The 19257-nt window shown below is 60.5% G+C and carries 19 protein-coding genes; 3 read left to right on the top strand and 16 right to left on the bottom strand.

What is annotated here, in order from left to right:
• Window positions 1-106 precede the first annotated feature (106 nt).
• From AB7I51_RS05515 to AB7I51_RS05495, 5 genes are all read right to left on the bottom strand, one after another.
• Entirely contained in the window at window positions 107-2395 is a 2289-nt protein-coding gene (locus AB7I51_RS05515; RefSeq protein WP_428406131.1) for an alpha,alpha-trehalose-phosphate synthase (UDP-forming), read from the bottom strand.
• Window positions 2392-4188: a glycoside hydrolase family 15 protein gene (locus AB7I51_RS05510; RefSeq protein WP_428406130.1), complete on the bottom strand. Its 1797-nt coding sequence runs from the start codon at window positions 4186-4188 to the stop codon at window positions 2392-2394. Before AB7I51_RS05510 ends, AB7I51_RS05515 begins: the two co-directional genes overlap by 4 nt.
• Window positions 4185-4895 (bottom strand): trehalose-phosphatase, encoded by a 711-nt coding sequence (otsB, locus tag AB7I51_RS05505; protein ID WP_428406129.1) that lies wholly within the window; start codon window positions 4893-4895, stop codon window positions 4185-4187. Before otsB ends, AB7I51_RS05510 begins: the two co-directional genes overlap by 4 nt.
• 418 nt (window positions 4896-5313) lie before the next feature.
• Window positions 5314-6369, bottom strand: a complete 1056-nt coding sequence (locus AB7I51_RS05500) for an MBL fold metallo-hydrolase (RefSeq protein WP_428406128.1) — start codon at window positions 6367-6369, stop codon at window positions 5314-5316.
• 114 nt (window positions 6370-6483) lie between these two features.
• Complete coding sequence (locus tag AB7I51_RS05495) at window positions 6484-6909, bottom strand: MAPEG family protein (RefSeq protein ID WP_428406127.1); 426 nt, start codon at window positions 6907-6909, stop codon at window positions 6484-6486.
• Between the two features lie 329 nt (window positions 6910-7238).
• On the opposite strand from AB7I51_RS05495, the gene AB7I51_RS05490 reads away from it, so the two are divergent.
• Together AB7I51_RS05490 and AB7I51_RS05485 are read left to right on the top strand one after the other, a co-directional pair.
• A complete protein-coding gene (locus AB7I51_RS05490; RefSeq protein WP_428406126.1) occupies window positions 7239-8327 on the top strand; it encodes a hypothetical protein in 1089 nt (362 codons plus the stop codon).
• Between the two features lie 468 nt (window positions 8328-8795).
• The gene (locus tag AB7I51_RS05485; protein ID WP_428406125.1) at window positions 8796-9581 is read left to right on the top strand and encodes a hypothetical protein; all 786 of its coding nucleotides are present in this window, start codon (window positions 8796-8798) and stop codon (window positions 9579-9581) included.
• Between the two features lie 37 nt (window positions 9582-9618).
• On the opposite strand, the gene dapE is transcribed toward AB7I51_RS05485, so the two are convergent.
• From dapE to dapD, 5 genes are all read right to left on the bottom strand, one after another.
• Entirely contained in the window at window positions 9619-10776 is a 1158-nt protein-coding gene (gene dapE, locus AB7I51_RS05480) for a succinyl-diaminopimelate desuccinylase (RefSeq protein ID WP_428404962.1), read from the bottom strand.
• A 1-nt stretch (window position 10777) separates the two neighbouring features.
• On the bottom strand, window positions 10778-10972 hold the full coding sequence (locus tag AB7I51_RS05475; RefSeq protein ID WP_428404963.1) for a type II toxin-antitoxin system HicA family toxin: 195 nt from the start codon (window positions 10970-10972) through the stop codon (window positions 10778-10780).
• On the bottom strand, window positions 10972-11199 hold the full coding sequence (locus tag AB7I51_RS05470) for a DUF1902 domain-containing protein (protein ID WP_428404964.1): 228 nt from the start codon (window positions 11197-11199) through the stop codon (window positions 10972-10974). Before AB7I51_RS05470 ends, AB7I51_RS05475 begins: the two co-directional genes overlap by 1 nt.
• A gap of 111 nt (window positions 11200-11310) precedes the next feature.
• Window positions 11311-11790: a hypothetical protein gene (locus AB7I51_RS05465; protein ID WP_428404965.1), complete on the bottom strand. Its 480-nt coding sequence runs from the start codon at window positions 11788-11790 to the stop codon at window positions 11311-11313.
• Window positions 11790-12647: a 2,3,4,5-tetrahydropyridine-2,6-dicarboxylate N-succinyltransferase gene (dapD, locus tag AB7I51_RS05460; RefSeq protein ID WP_428404966.1), complete on the bottom strand. Its 858-nt coding sequence runs from the start codon at window positions 12645-12647 to the stop codon at window positions 11790-11792. The genes AB7I51_RS05465 and dapD overlap by 1 nt, the downstream gene beginning before the upstream one ends.
• A 397-nt stretch (window positions 12648-13044) precedes the next feature.
• On the opposite strand from dapD, the gene AB7I51_RS05455 reads away from it, so the two are divergent.
• The gene (locus AB7I51_RS05455) at window positions 13045-13554 is read left to right on the top strand and encodes a DinB family protein (protein WP_428404967.1); all 510 of its coding nucleotides are present in this window, start codon (window positions 13045-13047) and stop codon (window positions 13552-13554) included.
• Here AB7I51_RS05455 and AB7I51_RS05450 read toward each other — a convergent pair.
• From AB7I51_RS05450 to rnpA, 6 genes are all read right to left on the bottom strand, one after another.
• Window positions 13551-14255, bottom strand: coding sequence for a pyrimidine 5'-nucleotidase (locus AB7I51_RS05450; protein ID WP_428404968.1), 705 nt, complete (start codon window positions 14253-14255; stop codon window positions 13551-13553). The genes AB7I51_RS05455 and AB7I51_RS05450 overlap by 4 nt on opposite strands.
• A 121-nt stretch (window positions 14256-14376) precedes the next feature.
• Window positions 14377-15072, bottom strand: a complete 696-nt coding sequence (locus tag AB7I51_RS05445; RefSeq protein WP_428404969.1) for an NAD-dependent deacylase — start codon at window positions 15070-15072, stop codon at window positions 14377-14379.
• Window positions 15073-15248: 176 nt separating this feature from the next.
• On the bottom strand, window positions 15249-16115 hold the full coding sequence (gene argB / locus AB7I51_RS05440) for an acetylglutamate kinase (protein WP_428404970.1): 867 nt from the start codon (window positions 16113-16115) through the stop codon (window positions 15249-15251).
• Between the two features lie 173 nt (window positions 16116-16288).
• A complete protein-coding gene (yihA, locus tag AB7I51_RS05435; RefSeq protein ID WP_428404971.1) occupies window positions 16289-16951 on the bottom strand; it encodes a ribosome biogenesis GTP-binding protein YihA/YsxC in 663 nt (220 codons plus the stop codon).
• Window positions 16952-17029: 78 nt separating this feature from the next.
• Window positions 17030-18811, bottom strand: a complete 1782-nt coding sequence (yidC, locus tag AB7I51_RS05430; RefSeq protein ID WP_428404972.1) for a membrane protein insertase YidC — start codon at window positions 18809-18811, stop codon at window positions 17030-17032.
• Between the two features lie 7 nt (window positions 18812-18818).
• Window positions 18819-19247, bottom strand: coding sequence for a ribonuclease P protein component (gene rnpA / locus AB7I51_RS05425; protein WP_428404973.1), 429 nt, complete (start codon window positions 19245-19247; stop codon window positions 18819-18821).
• Between the last annotated feature and the right edge of the window lie 10 nt (window positions 19248-19257).

Here is a 19257-nt window from a genome sequence, read left to right as displayed (position 1 = left end):
CATGCGCCGCCTCGGCGCGGTCTGCCTCGCTGGCGCCCGGTCCGCAACCAAAAACCGTAGAACGCGCTGCGAGAAGCGGGAAGCCGGCTCTTCGGTTGAAGCGCACTCAAAGGCCTGGGTGAGCGACCCGTTCGCGCTCGCGAAGGTGTGATGCGTCAAGCAGCATTTTTGCGGCCCAGCCATAGACATTGTGGCGGCGCACGAGATCTCGCATGAGGCGCATCCGTTGCCGCTGCTCGCCTTGTGACATGCGCAACGCCTGATTGATGGCCCGCGCCATCTGGCCCGCATCATAGGGGTTGACGATGAGCGCCTCCGACAGCTCTCGCGATGCGCCTGCCAAGCCTGAGAGGATCAGCACGCCGAGCTCGTCATCTCGCGACGCGACAAATTCTTTCGCGACAAGATTCATCCCGTCATGCAGGCTAGAGACGATGCACATGTCTGCCGCGCGAAATAGTTCATACACTTCGTCCTGCTCATGATGACGTACGATATGATGCACCGGTCGCCAATCGGAAGTTTCGTGGCGTGCATTGATCTCTTCGGCGAGGCGCGCGGCCTCACTCTGTAGCTCGGCGTATGCGGCGAGCTTGCTCCGGGTCGGCGCCGCCGCCTGAACAAGGACGAACTTGCCGCACCATTCCGGATGCAGCGAAAGAAGCGTATCGACGGCCTTCATTCTGTCGATCACGCCCTTGGTGTAATCGAAGCGCTCGATGCCAACTGCTATTCGCATGTCTTCGGGAAAGCCGAATCGGACGCGGACAGATCTTCGGCAATCTTCGATTGAAGCCTGGCCCGCCAGCGCGCGTGGCGGCCACTCGATGGAAATCGGATAGGGACGAATCAGAGTCTCGCGCCCGCCGAGCGTGACCGAACCGATTTCTCGGTCGATCCGGCTTTCCATGAAACGATCGACGGCTTCGATGAAATTGTTGCAATGGAATTGAGTATGGAATCCGAGAATTGTGCTCCCAAGCAGCCCGTCGATGATTTCTTCGCGCCAAGGACAAATGCCGAAGGTTTCAGAATTCGGCCATGGGATATGCCAAAATGTGATGATCGTCGCCTTGGGAAGAAGCTTGCGAACCATGCGCGGCAGAAGCGCGAAATGATAATCTTGGATCAGAATGATGGGGTCGTCGGCCGTCGTCTCGGACAAGACGATCTCCGCAAAGCGCTGATTGACGGCGGTATACTGACGCCAGTCCGATTCGCGAAAATTGGGGCGGACGAAAGCAATATGGCAAAGCGGCCATAGTCCTTCGTTAGACAGGCCATAATAATAGCCTTCCTGTTCTTCATCGCTGAGCCAGACTCGTCGCAAGCTATACTCGGGATGGTTGGGCGGAACGGCGACGCGATCGTGCTCGTCCACCGTGTCTCTGTCCGCGGAGCCGCTGCCATGCGCAATCCAAACGCCTCCGCAGGCGCGCATCACCGGCTCCAAAGCCGCGACGAGGCCGCTCGCCGGGATCTGAACTGTCGGCTTTCCGTCGACATAATTGTGAATATATGGCTCTCGGTTCGATACGATGATGACTTGCGCTCCCGGCAGTTCATCGCGAAGGAGTTCGCTCAGCCTCGAGGGCGACCATTCCACATAAAGACCCTCAGCGAACGTGCGCTCGGCCCGCAGCGCATCAAGAAGCGCGTAGAAATCTCGACCGATCGGAAATGACGGGTTGGCTTGCCTGATACTGGTGGTCTCGCCATGGATTTGTGCGATTGCGCTTTGGAGAGACTGCCGCCATCCGCGCATGAGCGCGCCCACCACGCCGATCGTGAGCAGTCCGAACGCCAAGCTGGCGCCGATCAAACCGATGATCGTATAGAGTCGAGCCTTACCCGTACGCTCGTCAAGGAACGACAGATCGTGAACCACGAGAAGGTGACCACTCGTCGCGCCGGCCCGCAACAAAGTGGAGCTGACATGCACACGCGAACCATCTTTTAGGACGAGATCGAATGCGTCGCCTTTCGCATGTGCAAGGGTGCTGCAGGTCACCTCACTGGGCATCGAGGATGTAGCATAGAGCATCTGCCCCGCATCCGAACAATATCCGACAGCAAGTAGACGTTCGTCGTCGGTAATGCGCTCAAGGAACGGAACCAGATCCGGATTTGACTTCGAAAGATTTGCGATCACCTGATTCTTGATCGAGCGAACAATGAGTTGGGAACGAAGTTCGATGTCCTGCCTGAGCCATCCTTCGACCAAGAAAGAGGACAGCGGAGCGAGCCCGATGATCAGAACGAGCGCAGCGCCGAAGACGAGACCGGCCGCTCTAACCGCCGGGTGGAGCGCCAGCTTTCGCAAGGCGGCGCGCAGCCTTCTACGTTCAACCGACAGGAGAGTCTGAAGATTCCACAAACGTGACTCCTGCTTCATTCCACGCTCCCCCATTGCTTGGATAAGCGCGTCGCTGCGACGATGAGTCCGGCCATGGAATAGGTTTGCGGAAAGTTGCCCCACAAGACGCCGGTCATCGGATCGAGGTCTTCCGAGAGCAAGCCGACATGGTTCATGTGGCTGAGGAGGTCCTCGAAAATCGTTCTCGCCTCCTCGACCCGCCCGATCGCGGCGAGCGCATCCACATGCCAAAACGTGCAGGCAATGAACGCGACAGACGGGACGCCGAAGTCGTCGGGGGCGGAGTATCTACGCACATGGCCGTTGCGCTGCAGCAGACGGCCAATTGTGTCGACCGTCGAAATAAACCGCTCGTCGTGCGCTGGAACAATGCCGATTTCGTGAAGAAGGAGCACGCTGGCGTCCAGCTCCTCGCCATCCAAGGATCCAGCAAAGCACTTGAGGTTTTCATTCCACGCCCGCGAGAGAATCGTTTGCTTGAGTTCGTCGGCGGATTGACGCCACTGAAGCGCTCGGTCCGAAAGTTCGAGCTTTGCCGCGATCCGTGACAGCCGGTCGCAGGCCACCCAACACATCGCCGCTGAATGCGTATGGACTCGCAAGCGGCCGCGATATTCCCAAATCCCGGCGTCCGGAGTCAGCGCGTTGCTGAGCGCGCTCATGCCGAGCGGCTCAAGACTCAAGAAGAGCGACTTATCGCCCTTGCTCGGCAATCGCTCATCGTAGAACATCTGTGACGCAGCGAGAATGACGCTGCCAAATACGTCGTGCTGGATCTGATCGCGCGCGGCGTTGCCGACGCGCACTGGTCCAGCGCCGCCGAAGCCGCTCAGGAATGGCGCCTCTACCTCTTCCAACGGCGATTCAGGCACTATGGAATAGACGGGCTTGAGCGTTGGACCGCGTTCGTAAGCGATCACATTCGTAACATAATCGATGAAGCGCTCCATCGTCGCGGTCGCGCCAACCCGGTTCAGCGCTTGAACGGTGTGGAACGCGTCCCTGATCCAACAATAGCGGTAATCCCAGTTTCTCGAACTGCCGGGCGCTTCCGGAATCGAGGTCGTCAACGCCGCAACGATCGCGCCGGTGTCCTCGAAGGAGCAGAGTTGCAGAGTGATCGCCGCCCGAATGACCTGTTCCTGCCACTCCAATGGAACGTTGAGCGTGCGTACCCATTCCTGCCAGTGAAAAATGGTTTGCGCGCGGAAATTCTGCCCGACATGACCAACAGAATCGGCCAGGGTTTCGTCCGAATGCAGGATCAATGTGACCGGTCGCGACAGGACAAAGCCGGACTCGCTTACGATGTAAGTGGCGGGCGCATCCGAAGTGAGACGAATAGCGCTGTGCTCAAGGTCGTAGCGAACATGGTTGCTGCCCGAAAAGCGCGCTGCAATTTTTTCGCCATAGCCGAGTCGGGGTCGGCAACTGATGCGAATTCGACACATACCTTCGATCGGTTCGATCAACCGCACGATCATTGGCGGCTTGAACATTCGTCCGTGATGGCGAAAGCGCGGCGCGAAATCGGTGATCGCAAAGGACGCGCCGGATGCGGCGCGCACCTCCGTGCGCACCATTGCAGTGTTGCGAACGTAGCTTTGTTCCGTTCCAGCTTCGGATTCCTCGGCGAGTTCGATCGAGAAGAATCCGCCTTTCGACGCGTCGCCGTCAAGGAGAGAGCAGAACACGGGATCGCCGTCGATGCGCGGCCAGCACATCCAAACGATGGAGCCACGCCGATCGAGCAGCGCCGCGATGCTGCTGTTTCCAATCAAGGCAAGATCGAGCGAGGGACGCAGCGTCAAGACATGTCTCCTTTCACCAAGGTTTTCAACCAGCTTCGCAGGTCCGACGGTCCGGAGAAATTCGCGGACTCGGAGGGAAAATATTCGCCGCCGACGCTGAGCCCGACTCCTCCCAGGCTGTTCGCGGCCTCGATCGCTGAGACATCGGTCAAATCGTCGCCGATGGCCACGGGACAGCAATCTTGGAAATTGGGCAATGCCAGAATGCGCTCCAGCGCGCCGCCCTTAGAAGCGGTTCTCGGAATGATCTCGAAAACCTTGCGCCCACTCAAAACAACAAGATCTTCGGGTCTGTCCGCTACGATCTCCTGCAACGCGCGCCGAAGCGGAGACTCGACATCCGGACACAAACGATAGTGGACGGCGATGGATGTTCGTTTGGCCTCGAGTGTCACCAACTCATACGGGCGTATCGCCTCACGCGCCGCATCAATGATCCCGGGCGCGATTGGAGGCGCGTCGAGAACGATGTCTTGGCTTGGATCGAAGCGCAGCTCGGCTCCATGCGCTCCAGCGGCGATGCAGCGGAACGGCGACAAGAACCGGTCGATGCTAGCGATCGGGCGCCCCGTCAGGATCGCGAGTCTGCCTTCGAACCTCACCGACAGGAGCTCCAGAAGCTCCGGCAATCCTGCGGGAACGTCGATCGCTTCTGGCGTGGCCGAGATCTCAACCAAGGTTCCGTCAAAGTCGAGAAAAAGCGCCAAGTTTCTACGCCCTTCAAGCAACTTTCTCGACATTTGCGCGGTCTCTCCTCCGTCAGCCGCCGGAGCCCCATGCGGCACGTCTTTGCGGGACTGGCTTTTCGGTGCGTCTTTAAGCTCCTCGGGGCGGTCGAGGCTCCGTCTAATCTCTAGATGCTTCACGGCGGCTGGGAGCATTCACGGTCGCGGGGAGTTATATAAATTTTCGAGGACGAGATCGCCATTTTTTGGGGAAAGGCGATCTTATGCGAAAGCGACGACGAAGAGAAGGTGACGGAAATTGAGTGGCTCGGATCGAATGCGACGCGTTCACCGTTCCGGAAACGCTTGGCCGGTGGCTCGCCGAGGCGAACGACTGATCGCCGCCATTCAAACGGAGATAGTCCGCACATAGAGTGAGCGCTTTCAGCGCTAGCGGACGTCAAACAAGCCGACTCGTCTGCCGAGTCACCGGACCGTTCGCCTTTTTCCACGCGTCGACTCCGCCCGCGATATGATAAGCGGTCTTGATGCCCGCTTCCTGCGCGGCCTCGACCGCCATCGCCGAGCGCTCGCCATATGCGCAATAGAATAGGATCCGTTTGCCCGTCGCCTCCGCTAACTCGTGCAGCATGCCTCCTTCGGCGATGTTTTCTTGCAAGTCGTGATAGGGCGCATGTAGCGAGCCAGGGATGCTGCCGTGTCTTTCGCGCTCATGCTTCTCCCGCAAATCTACAAATGCGACGTCTCGGCGATCACGCAGGAGCACTGCATCGACGGCCGAGACCGCCCAGCCTTTGCGCGCGATTTCGTCCTGGTGGAGGCCGATGTGCATGTTGGCGGGCACCGCCACATCCATCATCTTTGGATTGGCCAACTTCAGATTGCCCATCAGCTCGACGTACTCGTCAACCGATCCGACCTGGAGGCGGGGATTGAACTGCTTCTCTTCGCCAATCGTCGAAACCGTATCTCCTTTATAGTCATGCGCCGGAAAGACGAATGTCTCGCTCGGCAGCTTTAGCAATTTGCCGAAAATCGAGTCGTACTGGGCCCTTGCGTCGCCATTCTGGAAATCGGTGCGACCGGTGCCGCGAATGAGCAGCGTGTCGCCGGTGAACACCCGGTCATCCATCACGAAAGAATAGGAGTCGTCGGTATGCCCCGGCGTATAAAGCACGTCGAGGCTCACGCCCTCTATCTCGATACGTTCCCCCTCAGCAACGCGCATCGAAACAATGTCGGCCCGCGAATGCTCTCCCATCACCGTCACGCAGTGCGTGCGGTCGCGCAGCGCGCCGAGGCCAGTGATGTGATCCGCATGCAAATGCGTATCGACGGCCTTGACGAGCTTCAGGTCGAGTTCCCGCGCGAGCTGCAGGTAGCGCTCGACCTTTTCCAGCACCGGATCGATGATTAGCGCCTCGCCACCATGCCTGCTGGCGATGATGTAGGTGTATGTGCTGGAGACACTATCGAAGAGCTGGCGGAAGAGCACGTGCCGGCGTTCCTCGTCGCTCGGGAGAGCTTAGCGCGGTTGCGAGACGATCCATATATAAGGCCTTCTCCGCCTTTGGGTCGTTTCCGCCTCGAAATCCAGTCGGATTCGGTCTCACGCATTCGCCGACATGGCGATAAGGACGCCCATAGTGGTCATGGCTAGCGCCTGGACGAAATAGAAACCAAAGCGAACGCCGGCGACGACATTTGTCTGTGCGAAAAGCAAATGGATCGTGCTCTGACAGACCCTCGCAACTAGAATCGTGATCGCCAGTCCGTCAAGGATCGGGCTCGTGACGTGAGCCGATAATTGCGCCACGACGAGCGCGGTGTAGACAGGGAGGTTCTCGACGCAATTCATATGGGCTCGCATTGCTCTGCGATACCAGTCGCTCCCCTGCGGCTCATCGGCGCGCCATGTCGCGATAGCCGTGCGGCCGGTAAGAATGCGGCTCCAGCGGTAGACGCCCACCGTCGCGAAGAGAATGAGCAAGGTCCACGCAGCGAAGCCAAGCAGGACCCAGACAGGGATCAGCATTAATACCTCCTCGTTAGGCCGACTGCCTCAGCCTCGACGCGTCGCGCCAATGAATTGGCGCGACCAGGAAAGACCCTTCGAAAAATAACGCGCCGCCAAGGGGCAGCCCCTGGCGCCAAGCAGCGTTCGAGGCATCCTTCACCAACCAATGCGTTCTCACTTTGTTTTAGTGGTGAGCATAGGGCCGCGGAATCCCACGCAGACGCCGCTCGCCACTGGACGGGTTTCATGACACACCATGCCGCAGGCGCTCATCGGAATCGGCGCGGGCGCGAGAACAACGAAGCATTCGCGATAGATAATGCAACACGCTCGCGGGAGGGTCACCGATGACGGTCACCACGGGAATGATCGGCCAAGGCTTCTATAACCGGAACTCGGCGCCACAATGGGCGGCAACCGAAGCCATACTGCCTTGGCTAGACGACGCGGTTGCTCGGATAAGCCGCATCGATCCGCCAGAGACGATCGGGATTGCTGATTTCGGCTGCTCAGAGGGGCGCAATTCGAGTGAGGTCATGCATCGGCTCGTCTCCACTCTGCGAGCAGGCGGCGCACGGCCGATCATGACGATCCAGAGCGACCTGCCGACCAATGATTTTACCGCTCTGTTGGAAAGCTTGCGCGCCGACGGGCGGTCGGTTTTTGGCGATAACGTCTATTCCGCCGTGATCGGCGGCTCCATGTTCGACCAGCTCCTGCCGCCACGTTCGATCCATCTGGCGACGACCTTCAACGCCATCGGCTTCCTGAGCCGACGCCCACTCGATGACTTGCCGGGCTATATTCTGCCGAATGGGCCTAGCGCCGCGCGTGGCGTCGGCAAAGTGAGCGAAGCCGAGCGCGCAGCCTTCGCCGCCCAGGCTGCGGCCGACATCGAAAGCTTTCTGCGCGCGCGAGCAGCGGAGCTGACCGCCGGCGGTCAATTGCTGATCGAGGTGTTCGGGGCAAGCCAAACCACGCGCGCCTGCGACGGCATTTACGACGTTCTAAACGATGCGCTGCTGGAGGCGCTAAGCGACGGCGTGATCGATCGCCCCAGATACGAGACCTACTACCAGCCGGTCTATTTCCGCACGCTGGAGGAACTTGTGGCCCCTGTCTCCGGGCCTGAGTCCGCGCTCAGCTCTCTGTTTGATCTCGATCGGGCCGAAACCTACGAGGTCGCTGTTCCGTTCGTTGAGGCGTACCGGGCGACAGGAGACACGTGCGCCTATGCCCGCGCCTATACGGATTTTTTCCGCGCCTTCACGGAGGCGCCGCTACGCATGGCTTTTCCCGGCGATGAGCCTGCTGCAATCGCGCATGACATCTACGGCCGGTGCGAGCGGCTCATCCGGGAGAATCCCGGGCGCTACCCCTTCCGCTACGTCAGCGTCGCCGCGCTGCTGACGCGGCGCGAGGATGAAGCGCAATGAACTTGTGTGTGTAAAATACTCATTCGTGATGATGTGGCGGGGCCGCCGCGCGGACGCAATATAGTTGTTCATTTTCCAATAGTTGCGCCGCTGCTCACGCTTGCCTATGATCTCGCAGCTTGAGCGAGTCGACGCTGACCGCGCAAGCTTCATCGACAGCGTAGTTATTTGTATTTCAGTAATTTGAACGAATCTGGCTGAGGAGTGCTCAACATGGCTGAGCGCGCATTAATTCGTCGATCGATATCTTTCATTGCGGCCATCTGCTTGATCGCCCCCTGCCTTTCCGGCTGCATCATTCCGGAAGCCGCGCCCTTGCTGGGACACGAAAGAAAGAAGCGCATTCTTTACGACGTGATCCGGGGCGTGCAGTGCGAGATCAGAAAGTCGGTCAGATATCAGATCGCGCTTGACCGGGCTGGCCGGTGGGGCGCGCGCAAGCTCGCATGGCTCGAGACCTGGAACGCATTGATCGACTTGAACGTTAAAATTGACGATTCGATTATGTTCAGTCCGGGGGTTTCCTTTCTCACCCCCAATTTGCCTGATGCGGTTGTGTGGCTGGCGAACACCACGAGGCACACTGTGCCGCAGTCCTACAGGTTTAGCGTCGGCGGAAGCATTCAATATAACCCCAGTCGCGAAGACATGGTCCAGTTCGCCTATCCATTCCAGCAGTTCCTGGACGAAAGAAGAGAACTTGTCGAACTTTCGGATGACCGACCATGTTACTCGATCGCCGGCATTACCATCGAAGCAGATCTGAAGCTGAAGGATTGGCTCGATGATGTCCTGGAGCCGGTAAAGAAATGCGCCTTTTTGGGATTTCCGCTCGATGTTGAACAAGCGGAAAGAATGACGATGTTCGCTGGCGAAGCCGAACAGAGCGAAGCCTGCCGTAAGGCGGACTTCACAAAAATCCTTCTGGGAAATCCGATTTCAACCCTCACCCATCAAGTGCAATTCGCGCTGAAATTCGACGTGAACGCCACGCCCTCATGGAGCCTTGTGCGCGTCTCAACCTCCAACGCGCCACTGTTCGACGCGAGCAGAAAGGATACGAGCACCCTGCTGATCACCATCGGCCCGCCCTCCGGCAAAACGCAGCTGACGAAGATCGTCTACCCAAAAAACTCCAGACGTGGCGGAGGCCCGCCGCCGATTACGTCGTCGTTGTCGCTGCTGTCGCCCGAAATGCTCTTCACCCATCAAGCGTATGAAATCAGAGCTTTCGGGCTGTCGGGCGGGCCTTAAAGCGCGACTTGAGAAAAAGTGTATGCCAGCTGGAGCCTCAGTTACTGAAATGGCGCTCGAGCACATTCAGATACACCGCGCAAAGCTGGTCGACGTCGGCGATGCGGGCATTCTCATTGACCGCATGGATCGTCTCATTGGTGAGGCCGAACTCCAGCACCGGACAATAATTGACGATGAAGCGCGCGTCGGACGTGCCGCCGGTCGTCGAAAGTTCGGGCGTCAGGCCCGTCACCTGCCGCACCGCCTCGACCACAAGTTCGGTGAAGGGGCCGGGCTTGGTGATGAAGGAGTGGGCGTTCGACGGCGGAAATTCGACCTCGACATTGGCGTTCGGCGCCGTCGCCTTGATCACCTGCAGAATGCGCTCTTTCAGCGAGTCATGAGTCCAGACGTCATTGAAGCGGACGTTGAAGTCGGCGCGCGCCTCGCCGGGAATGACATTGACCGCCTTGTTGCCGATGTCGATGGTGGAAAATTCGAGATTGGAGCGCTCGAAATGGGTCGTGCCCTTGTCGAGCTCATGCCCGGAGAGCGCGGCGACGATATGCGCGATGATCGGCGCTGGATTTTCGGCGCGATGCGGATAGGCGACATGGCCCTGCTTGCCGATGACGCGAATCCGTCCGTTGAGCGAACCGCGCCGGCCGATCTTGATCATGTCGCCGAGCGTCGAGACATTGCTCGGCTCGCCGACGATGCAATGATCAAAACGCTCGCCGCGCGTCTGCGCCCATTCGAGGAGCTTCACCGTGCCGTTGATCGACGGGCCTTCTTCGTCGCCGGTAATGAGCAGCGAGAGCGTTCCCTTCGGGGCGCCATGCCGCTCGACATAAGCCAGCGCCGCCGCCATGAATGCGGCGATCGCGCCCTTCATATCCGAAGAGCCGCGGCCGAAAATGCGGCCATCCGAGACTTCGGCCGCGAAGGGATTGAAGCGCCACCGCGCGGGATCGCCCGGCGGCACGACGTCAGTATGGCCGGCGAAGGCGAGATGGGGGGCGCCCGAGCCGATCTTGGCGAAGAGATTGTCGATGTCGGGCGTGCCCGGCGCTGAGAAGACGATTCGATGGGTCTCGAAGCCTGACGCCTTCAACGCTTTTTCGACGACATCGAGCGCGCCGGCGTCGGTCGGCGTGACGGATGGACAGCGGATGAGTTCGCGGGTGAGCGCGACAGCGCGGGACTCGATCATTTTAGAAGGCTTTCGGCAGCCCGGCCCGTTTCAAGACCTCGTTCGCGGTATGGCGCGATTTCGTTGTCCGAGGCAATGTAAAATTTCGGCTCGTAATCGGACTATGCCAAATCTCGTGGCTGCCCTTGCCGGGGCGCGCCAATTTGCATCCGGCGGCAACAAGAAGCGCAACGATCTGCGGATAGAAATCGGCCATCAGCCGGCGGCGAGCGCGAGATGCGTCTCCGCCTTGAAAGTGAGCGAAACGTCCCGTGCGTGCGTCGCATCGAGTTCGAGCAAGTCAGGCAAGACGGATCGTACTTCGTCGATCATCAACTGCCATGACGGAGCCTCTACGACCAGTCCCGGAGCGTCACCGCTCGTCGCAATCCAGACATGGGCTTCATCATCCCAGCGCGCGTCGATTTTGATGGGGGCGGTCATGAAGGAAAAATCGGTCGGCTCCACTGACTTGTCAAGCGAACTCGGTCGGTCGGCGGCATCCCTTCGGAGATTGACGTTCGACCGTTCAAAGCGGCGGCCAGCTTTTCATGATCAGCGCCCAGCGGGATCATCCTCCCGCCAGCCCAATTCATAAATAGTCCAGAGCGTGCCGGCGACGAAAATTGCGTCGACGCCCCAGACATACCAGCGCGACATGACCTCAGCGGCGCGCGGTTGCCAAAAATGCACGGCGCCGGCGACGAGCGCCAGAAGCGGCGCAAGGCTCGCGAGGCCGAGCGGCGGCGTAAGGCCGCGATCGCGAAAGCGCTTGGCCGAAAGATTGATGAAGCTCACCACGGCAAGCATGACGGCGAAAGCGAAAAAGATGACATAGGCGTAGGCGAGAATGGTCATCGGCGCGAAGAAGGGCGTCGTCGCCAGATCATGGCTCGAATAGGGCTGAAGCGCGAACCAGATCAGCGTCAGTGGCGCGAGCGCCGCAAGAAGCGCGCCGGCGCCGCGCCGCCAGGTCGCGCGATCGATTCGGCCCTCTTCGGTCTGATAGAGAAAGCGTAGCCGCGCGGCGTCCATCAGTCTCTCAGCAGCTCGTTGATGCCAGTCTTCGAACGCGTCTGCGCGTCGACCGTCTTGACGATCACCGCGCAATAGAGCGACGGGCCGGGTGCGCCGCCCGGCAATGCCTTGCCGGGCAGGCTCCCCGAAACGACCACCGAATAGGGCGGCACATGGCCGACATGGACCTTGCCTGTCGCGCGGTCGATGATTTTGGTGGAAGCGCCGATGAAGACGCCCATCGACAGCACCGAGCCTTTGCCGACGACGACGCCTTCGACGACCTCGGAGCGCGCGCCGATGAAGCAGTCATCCTCGATGATGGTCGGATTCGCCTGCAGCGGCTCCAGCACGCCACCGATGCCGACGCCGCCGGAAAGATGCACATTCTTGCCGATCTGGGCGCAGGAGCCGACCGTGACCCAGGTGTCGACCATCGTGCCGCTGTCAACATAGGCGCCGAGATTGACGAAGGACGGCATCAGGATCGCGCCCGGCGCGACATAGGCCGAGTGGCGCACGATCGCGCCGGGCACTGAGCGAAAGCCCGCAGCCGTATGCTCGCCCGCGCCCCAGCCGACGAATTTGGAAGGGACCTTGTCCCACCAGGTCGCGCCGCCCGGCCCGCCGGCGATCACCGCCATGTCGTTGAGGCGGAAGGACAGCAGCACGGCTTTTTTGAGCCACTGATTGACCTTCCAGCTTTCCGGCCCCTCCTCGCCTTCGATCTTCTCGGCGACGCGGAGCTTGCCGGCGTCGAGCAAACGCAGGGCGCCGTCGACGGCGCGGCGGATGTCGCCCTGGGTTTCGGCGTTGATATTGGCGCGATCTTCGAAGGCGGCGGTGATCAGCGTCTCAAGTCCGGTGTGCGGCATGAAATTCCCGAATTGATGCGGTGGAGGCTGGCGCGGTTGTAGGAGTCTGGCGAGGGGAGTCAACAAGGGAGAGGAACGCACTCCTCCTCGCCCTCGTGCTGAGGAGCGCCGCCAAGACGGGCCGCGCCTTCTTAGCGTCATGCCCGGCCTTGTGCCGGGCATCTACGCGGCGCCGTTACGCAAATCCCGTCGCATTGGCGCAACGTCCCGGCGTGGATGGCCGGGACAAGCCCGGCCATGACGGCGAAACCCTGGCAAGCGCCACCACGAACATGTTGATGCGCTGGTCATCAAAGCCCTATGTTTTGCGGAGTCACACCCGCCGTCAATGCGAAGAGCACAGCGACGAAGCACAATTCAGGGGCCGTGCGAAGCTTCCGAAAGGCAAGACAATCACATGACCTGTTCGGCATTTGTGGAAACCATGGCGCGCTACAATCGCTGGCAGAACGCCAGCCTCTACGCCGCAGCCGATAGTTTGTCGGATGACGACCGGCGCAAGGACCGCGGCGCATTTTTTAAGTCAATTCATGCGACCCTCAGCCACCTGCTTTGGGCGGATCATATGTGGCTGAGCCGCATTTCCGACGGGAAGCCGCCCTCAGTACAGCTTGAGGAGTCGGGTTCATATCGTGACGATTGGACGACACTGAAACAGGATAGAATGACCTGTGACGAACGGCTGATCATTTGGGCCGACGGCGTGACTGACGAGTGGCTCACGGGCGAACTCGTCTGGCGTTCGAGGATAATCAAAGCGGAACTCGCAAGGCCGAAGTGGTTTGTCGTCAGCCATATTTTCAACCACCAAACCCACCACAGGGGCCAGGTTCATGCGATGCTGACCGCCGCAGGCGCCAGGCCGCAAGATACCGATTTGATGTTGATGGAGCCGTTTACGTCTTAAGTTCCGCTCAACCCCTCCAAAAACCCGACGAGATCGTCGGTGACGAAATCAACATGCGGCTCCTCGCCGGTGGCGATTTCCCAAGCTTCGCGCTCGGGGCCGTTGTCGTGGGACGGCAGCACGAGCACCGTCGTCATGCCTCGCGCATGCGGCACGACAAGATTGCGGTCGATATCTTCGAATATCGCGGCGCGCTTCGGCTCGATCTTCAGCTTCTGGAAAAAGCGCATATACGCGCCTTCGTCGGGCTTGGCGATGAACTCAGCGGCGATGATGTCGAAAATATCCTCAAAAACGTGATCGATTCCGAGTTGCTTTGCGGTTTCGATCGCGTGATGACGCGAGCCATTGGTGAGGATCAGCTTGCGACCGGGCAGCGCGGCGATCGCCTCAGCGAGCGAATGATTGTGGGCGAGCGATGAGCGGTCGATGTCATGCACATAGGAAAGATAGGCTTCGGCGTCGATCCCATGCTCGGTCATCAGCCCGCGCAGCGTCGTGCCATATTGGCGGTAGTAATGCTTTTGCAGCGCCCGCAGCGAAATGGCGTCGAGGCCAAAGAGCCGCATCATGAACAGCGTGATGCGCGCGTCGATCTTCGGCCAGAGATCGGCGGTCTGTGGATAAAGCGTATTGTCGAGATCGAACACCCAAGTGTCGATGTCGACGAAGCGCGAATTCTCGGGCAGGCGTTTGGTCATTGCGCGGCCAGTTTCGTGTCATTCCCGCGAAAGCGGGAATCCAGAGCAACGTCGGCGATCGTTGTGGCTGCGCTGGATTCCCGATCGCGCTGCGCGCGTCGGCAATGACTCAGGGACCGGCTCATTTCTCCAATATCACGTCGACCCATGACGGGACGATCTCGCTCGCAGCGCCATAGCGCCTGTCGTCGAATTCGGCGGCGTTATCCGACGGCTCAAGATTAAGCTCACAGCAGCGCACGCCTCTCATCCGCGCCTCGCGCACCAAGCCCGCCGCCGGATAGACCGCGCCCGACGTGCCGATGGCGACGAAGAGATCCGCAGTTTCCAGCGCGGCATAAATCTCATCCATATAAAGCGGGGTCTCGCCGAACCAGACGACATGCGGCCGCAGCGCGCCGGCGCAGCCGCAACGTGAGTCGACGCCAAGATCGCGTTGGCAGTCGCTCACGGCGCCGCAAGAAGCGCAACGGGCCTTGAGCAATTCGCCATGCATGTGAATAACGCGGCTTGAGCCGGCGCGTTCATGCAGATCGTCGATATTCTGCGTTACCAACGTCAGCGCGCCACCGCGCTGCGCAAGTCCCGCTTCGAGCCGCACGAGCGCGGCATGTGCGGCGTTTGGCGAAGCGGCGATGAGATTGCGCCGCCGCGCATTGTAAAACTCATGCACCGTCGCCGGATCGCGCGCAAAGGCTTCGGGCGTGGCGAGCTGCATCGGATCGTAGCGCTTCCACAACGCCGTACCTGACCCTCGAAAGACGCCGAGGCCGCTTTCGGCGGAAACGCCCGCGCCGGTGAGGACGAAGACATTCATCTGAGCGCCTGTTCTTCTCCGTCACGCCCGCGCTTGTCGCGTGCATCCACGCCAGGACATTGCGAGCGTCCGGATCGTCAAGCTGGATCGTACAGCATATTTCCCGCGACTGCGCCGTTTCTCGGCGTGGATGGCCGGCACAAGGCGGGGCCATGAAGCGGGAAATAATCGCTCCCTCACCTTGTAATCAGCGTGCCCGCGCCGTGATCGGTGAGCAATTCGATCAGCACCGCGTGCGGCAGTTTGCCGTCGAGGATCACGACGCCCTCGACCCCGCGTTCGATGGCGTACATGCAGGTCTCGACCTTCGGGATCATGCCGCCGGTGATCACGCCCTCGGCGATGAGTTCGGGAATATCGTCGACCTTGAGCTCCTCGATGATGTTCTTGTTCCGATCGAGCACGCCCGGCACATCGGTGAGAAAGATGAGACGCTTGGCGTGTAGCGCGCCGGCGATCGCGCCGGCGAAGGTGTCGGCGTTGACATTATAGCTCGCGCCATCAGGGCCTTGCGCCACGGGCGCCAGCACCGGAATGAGTTCGCGGCCCAAAACCTGATCGAGCACCGTCGTGTCGACCTTGTCGGGCTCGCCGACAAAGCCGAGATCGACGCCGTCGGGCCGTTCGAGCTTTTTGGCGGTGACCATGCGCCCGTCCTTACCGGTCAGGCCGATGGCGCGACCGCCCTCTGAATTGATGTAGCCGACGATCTGCTTGTTGATGGCGCCGGCAAGTACCATTTCGACGACGTCCATGGTCTCGTCGTCAGTGATGCGCAACCCGTCGGCGAAGCGCGACTCGACGCCAAGCCGCTTCAGCATCGCGCCGATCTGCGGCCCCCCGCCATGCACCACGACGGGATTGACCCCGGATTGTTCGAGCAGAACCATGTCGCGCGAGAAATCGCGCGCCACCTGATCGTCTCCCATGGCGTGGCCGCCATATTTCACCACGACGATGGCGTCGTCGTAGCGCAGCATATGGGGCAGCGCCTGCATGAGAATGCGGGCCTGCTGGAGCGCGGTGTCGGCGGCGTCGGTCATCGTGTGGCCTCGCGGGCAAGCTCTCAGGGCGATCGGGTGGAGGACTTCCTCATCTTGAGTAGCGTGCGCAGCACGCGTCTCGAAGGACGAGGAAGCCCTCCACCCGATACCCCTGGCGGCGCTGCCCTCTTCTAGGGTTGGCGCGCCCAACTAGCCCGGCGCGGCTGTCGCTTTCAAGCGTTTCGTTCGGCGATGAGCTTTGCGATCGCTGCGCGCAATTCGGCGATTCCTTCGCCCTTAAGCGCCGAGGTGAAAATCACCTCGGGAAACGCCGCCGGCCGCTTCTCGAGCGCTTTTATCGTCGCGGCGAGGACCTCGTCCCGCTCGGCAGTCTTCAATTCGTCATGCTTGGTCAAAATCGCCTGATAGGAGACGGCGGACTGATCGAGGAGATCGAACATTTCTTCGTCGAGAGGCTTCACGCCGCGACGCCCGTCGACGAGCACGAAGACGCGGGCAAGGCTCGCCCTACCCTTGAGATAGTCGCGCATCAACTGCGACCAGTTCGCGACCTTCTCCTTGCCAACGGCCGCGTAGCCATAGCCCGGCATGTCGACGAGGCGCAGTCGCGCCGCGCCGGGCGCGCCACCAAGCGCAAAGAAATTAAGCTGCTGCGTGCGCCCGGGCGTGTTGGAGACGCGCGCGAGCGTCTTGCGGTTCGTCAAGGCGTTGAGCAGCGAGGATTTGCCGACGTTCGAGCGCCCCGCGAAGGCGATCTCGGGCGGGCCGATCGGCGGCAGATCGCTCGCCTTGGCGCTTGCGAAGATGAAATCGCAGGGGCCGGCGAAAAGAACGCGGCCCTGCTCAGTAAAGTCGGTCTCTGTTGCGTTTTGCATGAGATCGGCAGTCGGCAGTTCGGCAGTCGGCAGTCGGGTAGTTATCTACTGCCGACCGCCTAAGCCCGACTGCCGCCCTTATGCCCTCTGAAACGTCTTGCGCAGATTGTCCCAGAATTCGAACTTCACGCCGGCGCGCTTCATGATGACGCCCTGCTGCACGATCGACAGGAGATTGTTCCATGTCCAGTAGATCAGCAGGCCCGAGGCGAAGCCGCCCATGGTGAAGGTGAAAATCACCGGCATCCAGGCGAACATCGTCTTTTGAATCTCGTCGGCGGGCTCCGGATTCATCTTCATCTGCAGCCACATCGAGACGCCCATCAGCAGCGGCCAGACGCCGAGCGCGAGATAGGGGCCAAAGATCGCGATGTGAGTCGGATCGAAGGGCAGCAGACCGAATAGATTGAAGACATTGGTCGGGTCCGGCGCAGAAAGATCCCTGATCCAGCCGAAGAAGGGCGCGTGACGCATTTCGATCGTCACGACCAGAACCTTGTAGAGCGAGAAGAAAACGGGAATCTGCACGATCACCGGCAGACAGCCGCTCGCGGGATTGACCTTCTCCCGCTTGAACAGCTCCATCTGCTCCATGTTGAACTTATGCTTGTCGTCGCCGTATTTTTCTTTCAGCTCTTTGATCTTGGGCTGAATCGCCTTCATCTTGGCGATCGACTGGTAGCTCTTGTTGGCGAGCGGCAGGAAGGCGAGTTTGACGATGACCGTCACCGACAGGATGGCGAGGCCGAAATTGCCGAGGACCTTGTAGAGGAAGTCGATCAAGCGAAACATCGGCCGGGTGATGAAGTAGAACCATCCCCAGTCGATCAGCAGATCGAAGCGCTTGAGGCCGGGATTCTCCTTATAGGCGTCGAGCACGTCGACAACCTTGGCGCCGGCGAAAACATAGGTCGTCGCCTCCATAGGTTTCCCGGGCTCGACCGTGGCGGGGTCGCTGACCGTATCCGCCTGATAGGTTTTCACCGCGCCGCCCATCGCAGCGAAGCGCGCCTCCATCGGCGCACTCTGATTGGGGGCGACGACGGCGGCCCAATATTTGTCGGTCAGTCCTACCCAGCCGCCGACGCCTTTAAACGTCTTGGCCGCGTTGTCTTCCTTCTCGATCTTGTCGTAGGTGACTTCCTGTCCGGAGTCGCCGATGACGCCGACGAAGCCCTCGTGCAGGGCGGCGTAGCCGGCGGACGGCGGATGGCCGACGCGGTTGACCCGCGCGTAATTATAGAGCGTGATCGGCTTGTCCGCCTTGTTTTCGACGCTGTCCTTGACCGTGAAAAGATATTCGTCGTCGACGGAAATGACGCGTTTGAAGACAAGACCCTGGCCGTTGTCCCAGGTGAGCGTCACCGGGCTTGTCTCGGTCAGCCTGTCGGAATCGGCCGTCCACAGCGTCTCGGTGTTGGGCAGAACGGGCGCATTTTCGGTTTCGGCAGTCAGATAGCCAAGCTCGGCGTAATAGGCGCCTGGCGCGTCCTCCGGCGAAAGCAGCGTGATGATCGGGCTCGAAGGGTCGACGGTCTCGCGATAATTCTTCAAGGAGACGTCGTCGATGCGCGCGCCTTTCAGGGCGAGCGAGCCGGAAATCGACCTTGTGTCGATGGCGACGCGGGGGCTGAGCGCCAGCGCTTCAGCCCGCGTCTTGAGCGCAGCCTTGGCGGGAGGGGCCGCCGTCACCCTTTGCTCGGGCGCGCCGAGCTTGGGAACCTTGGCGAGCCGCGCCTGCTCCGTCTGCGCCCGGCGCTGCTTGTCCATCTCCGGGAAGGCGTAGAAATAATCCCACAGGCCGATGAAGACCAGCGACACGGCCGCAGCGAGGATCATGTTCTTGGTGTTTTCATTCATGGCCGTGTCAGCCTGTCTTCCTGTTTGCGTCTTGGGCTTTGGCTCTTGGACCCGCCGCGCCACGATCGTTCACTCTGGCGAGTCCTTCGGTCATCTGAGCGAGAAGTTCGGGAAACGGCGCTGAGAGGGCCGCGCGCCGCGCGACGAAGACGTAGTCGCGACCGGGCTTCGCGCCAAGGGCGCCGCCGAGCCGTAAGGCTTCACGGAGCCTGCGGCGAATGCGGTTGCGATCCACCGCCCCGGCGACCTTCCGCGTAACGGTAAGGCCAAAACGGGCCGGCGCTGTCGAGTCCACAGGCTCCCGGGGCGCCATCTGCACCGTAAAGGCGGGCTGCGCGATGCGCGCGCCGTGCGAAACGCGGACGAAATCGACGCGTCGGCGCAAAGTCTCCGGCCGCGGAGATTTCTCGTCTTCGGCGGGGACTTGCGCCTTCATGCAGTCATCC

Origin of the sequence: Methylocystis sp., assembly GCF_050246715.1 — a bacterium.
Classification (GTDB): domain Bacteria; phylum Pseudomonadota; class Alphaproteobacteria; order Rhizobiales; family Beijerinckiaceae; genus Methylocystis.
Note: the sequence above shows the minus strand (reverse complement) of the source record. Positions and strands in the feature narration are given on the sequence as shown.

Bases quoted from the DNA above. Each gene is read 5' to 3' on its own strand.
- AB7I51_RS05515 (WP_428406131.1), bottom strand. From the start codon at position 2,395: ATGAAGCAGGAGTCACGTTTGTGGAATCTTCAGACTCTCCTGTCGGTT.
- AB7I51_RS05475 (WP_428404963.1), bottom strand. From the start codon at position 10,972: ATGGCCGATTTCTATCCGCAGATCGTTGCGCTTCTTGTTGCCGCCGGA.
- AB7I51_RS05465 (WP_428404965.1), bottom strand. From the start codon at position 11,790: ATGGACGCCGCGCGGCTACGCTTTCTCTATCAGACCGAAGAGGGCCGA.
- AB7I51_RS05455 (WP_428404967.1), top strand. From the start codon at position 13,045: ATGACCTGTTCGGCATTTGTGGAAACCATGGCGCGCTACAATCGCTGG.
- AB7I51_RS05495 (WP_428406127.1), bottom strand. From the start codon at position 6,909: ATGCTGATCCCTGTCTGGGTCCTGCTTGGCTTCGCTGCGTGGACCTTG.
- AB7I51_RS05470 (WP_428404964.1), bottom strand. From the start codon at position 11,199: ATGACCGCCCCCATCAAAATCGACGCGCGCTGGGATGATGAAGCCCAT.
- AB7I51_RS05490 (WP_428406126.1), top strand. From the start codon at position 7,239: ATGACGGTCACCACGGGAATGATCGGCCAAGGCTTCTATAACCGGAAC.
- argB (WP_428404970.1), bottom strand. From the start codon at position 16,115: ATGACCGACGCCGCCGACACCGCGCTCCAGCAGGCCCGCATTCTCATG.
- dapE (WP_428404962.1), bottom strand. From the start codon at position 10,776: ATGATCGAGTCCCGCGCTGTCGCGCTCACCCGCGAACTCATCCGCTGT.
- yihA (WP_428404971.1), bottom strand. From the start codon at position 16,951: ATGCAAAACGCAACAGAGACCGACTTTACTGAGCAGGGCCGCGTTCTT.
- AB7I51_RS05450 (WP_428404968.1), bottom strand. From the start codon at position 14,255: ATGACCAAACGCCTGCCCGAGAATTCGCGCTTCGTCGACATCGACACT.
- yidC (WP_428404972.1), bottom strand. From the start codon at position 18,811: ATGAATGAAAACACCAAGAACATGATCCTCGCTGCGGCCGTGTCGCTG.
- rnpA (WP_428404973.1), bottom strand. From the start codon at position 19,247: ATGAAGGCGCAAGTCCCCGCCGAAGACGAGAAATCTCCGCGGCCGGAG.
- AB7I51_RS05445 (WP_428404969.1), bottom strand. From the start codon at position 15,072: ATGAATGTCTTCGTCCTCACCGGCGCGGGCGTTTCCGCCGAAAGCGGC.
- dapD (WP_428404966.1), bottom strand. From the start codon at position 12,647: ATGCCGCACACCGGACTTGAGACGCTGATCACCGCCGCCTTCGAAGAT.